The organism is Pseudomonas citronellolis, assembly GCF_029335315.1.
Lineage (GTDB): Bacteria > Pseudomonadota > Gammaproteobacteria > Pseudomonadales > Pseudomonadaceae > Pseudomonas > Pseudomonas citronellolis_A.
In genome coordinates this window covers 1-2,293 of the sequence record NZ_JARJLT010000026.1, presented here as the reverse complement: position 1 = coordinate 2,293, position 2,293 = coordinate 1, and the positions used below count along the sequence as shown (strand labels likewise).

The 2,293-nt window shown below is 64.1% G+C and carries 1 protein-coding gene and 1 pseudogene; both read right to left on the bottom strand.

From position 1 onward, the window contains the following. Positions 1-344: pseudogene (locus P3W75_RS01670) on the bottom strand (hypothetical protein); the annotation flags it as partial. 59 nt (positions 345-403) lie between these two features. Beyond that, a partial coding sequence (locus P3W75_RS01665) for a lipase family protein (protein ID WP_276225630.1) occupies positions 404-2,293 on the bottom strand: 1,890 nt, incomplete at its 5' end.

Genomic DNA, 2,293 nt, shown 5'->3' with positions numbered 1-2,293 from the left:
CCAAAGGTCACGTTGCTCAGCCGCCACTGGCAGGCGCCTCCACCGTCCACGGCCAGGTCGGCGACATACAGGTCGCTGCTGCCCTGGCGCTCCGGCAGCACCTCGATGGCGCGGCGGCCGTCTTCCTCGTAGCTGGTCCAATCCGCACCGGAGCGTTTCGCCGGGCATTTTTCCGAGCGGTACATCACCCGCATCGGGTCCGCCGCCAGCTCCGGCGGCACCTTGATGCTGAAGTGCACCTGCTCACTGCCCGGCGGTGGAGCCAGCTCGCGGTTTTGCGCGCAACCGCCGAGGTTGAGCAGCATCAGCAGGCAGGCCAGTGAAGGGGAAATCGCTCGGGCCATATCGGGCTTCCTCGCATGCATTTGTCCGTCGGCGGCCGGTAGCGGCGTGTTGTGCGGGCTCATGGTTGCAGCTCGGCACTTTCGGTCTCGGCGTCATCGCGCGGTATGCCTCTCACCGGGCCATAGGGGCGTTGCGGCATCACCTCGACCATCTCGGCGAACTCGCGCTCGCGGCTGAAGCGCTGCAACGCCTCGACACCGCCTTCCAGCCGTTCGGTTACCGCCAGGGCCTGGCTCGGCAGCAAGCTTTCCAGCTCGAGAAAGGCCAGGGTACGCGCCCGCTCCGCCGCGGGAATGCGCTCGTCCTCCAGGGTCTTCCTGAACTTCTGCCGCAGGGCGATGCGTTCCGGGGTCTGCCCGGGGTCGCAGAGTTCCAGCAAGTGGTTGTGCAGGAACAACAGGTAGCGGCCGATCATCGAGTGGTCGAACGGGTTGGTGCCCTTGTCGCTGCGCTCGGGGTTGGTGTGCGGCGGGAAGTAGTACTCCAGGTTTTCCCGGGTGAGCGAGCCGACATAGTCCCGTTGCTCCGCCTCGGCTACGCGGGTGGCTTCCTCGCCCAGGCTCGGCACCACGAAGATGTAGTTGCTCGGTGACAAGGGCTCGAGCATTCGGGTGTGCCGTGGCGCGCCCAGGCCGTCCTTGCTGCCGCGAGCCCAGGAGCCGCGATAGGGCACCTGGGCGTGCAGGTCGGCGCGGTAATTCATCGCGAGTTCGCCGTGGTGGCAGTATGGGTCGCCGAAGGGCAGGATCTTGCTGGCCAGCAGTTGGGGGAGCGACCAGATATAGCCCAGGTCATTGCCCAGTGGGCCGAGCGCGTCGTACAGCGGGTTGTCCAGGTCGGCTTCGGGAGGCACGCTGGTGATGGTGTCGGCGTCGTTGACGTGGCGGAAGTGGATCACCCGCTGCAGTTCCTCCACCGCCTTGTGGGTGAAGGTGCGTGGCATGCCGTAGGTGTAGAGCACGGGACGACGCTCTTGCCGTTCCGCCGAGTGAATCAGCGCCAAGGCTCCACCTAGGCTGTGGCCGCAAACAAATACGTTCTTACCTACCATTTGACGATTAATATCGTCGAAGCGCTCAGGAAATAGCTTCTTGGCTACCTCGAATGCCTTGAGGAAGCCATCATGCACATTACCCGTTGCGGCCAGCCGGGTGCCCTGGGTCTCGGCCTCCGACTTGGTATCGCTGCCATCCGCGCGCCGGGGCCGATACTGGAGATCGGTCAACCAGTCCTTCGGCTCCTGGGTGCCGCGCCAGGCCACCACCACTTCCTTGCGATTGCTGAAATAGAACAGCTGGGTGTTCTCGATGACCAGCCGCGGAATGTTCGCTTCTGCTCGCGGCAGGTTGGCCACAGTGGTATCCAGCATCACGACCGTGGTGTAGCGGTCGTCGAAGGGCACATCCACCACTACCGCCGGAAGGCGAGAGCCCTTGGCGTCATGCATCAGTGGTGTGCGGGAAAGGTCCAGGCACTGGCGGAAGAAGAACTCCTCCACCGAGCCGCGCAAGGTGGTGGCATCGATCTCGGCGTCCGGGAATTTCTTCTTCCTGTTCTGGGCGATATTGCTGTAGGACAGGTTCGCCATCAGCCCCAGGTTGTAGGCGTTGACCAGGCTGTAGTCCGGCTGGTGGTGCAGCACCAGCGACCAGGCGCGGAAGGGGCAAATCTCCAGCACATGGCGTCGGTTGAGGGACTTGTCGTCCACCGTGAAGCCGCCGAAATTCGGATCGGGGAAATGGAAGGCGGGCAGTTCTGATTCATTCCAGCCGGATTCAAGCTGGGGGAACTGCTCACACAACTGCCCGATGCGCAAGTAGCGGTATGCGTGCCCCTCGACCCTGGCCTGCTTTTCGATATCCGAAAACCCCACCGGTGGCGGCTCATACAGATAAGGCGGCAGGGGTGGCGCGGGATGCTCCGCGCGCAGCGCGCGCAAACGGCGGGT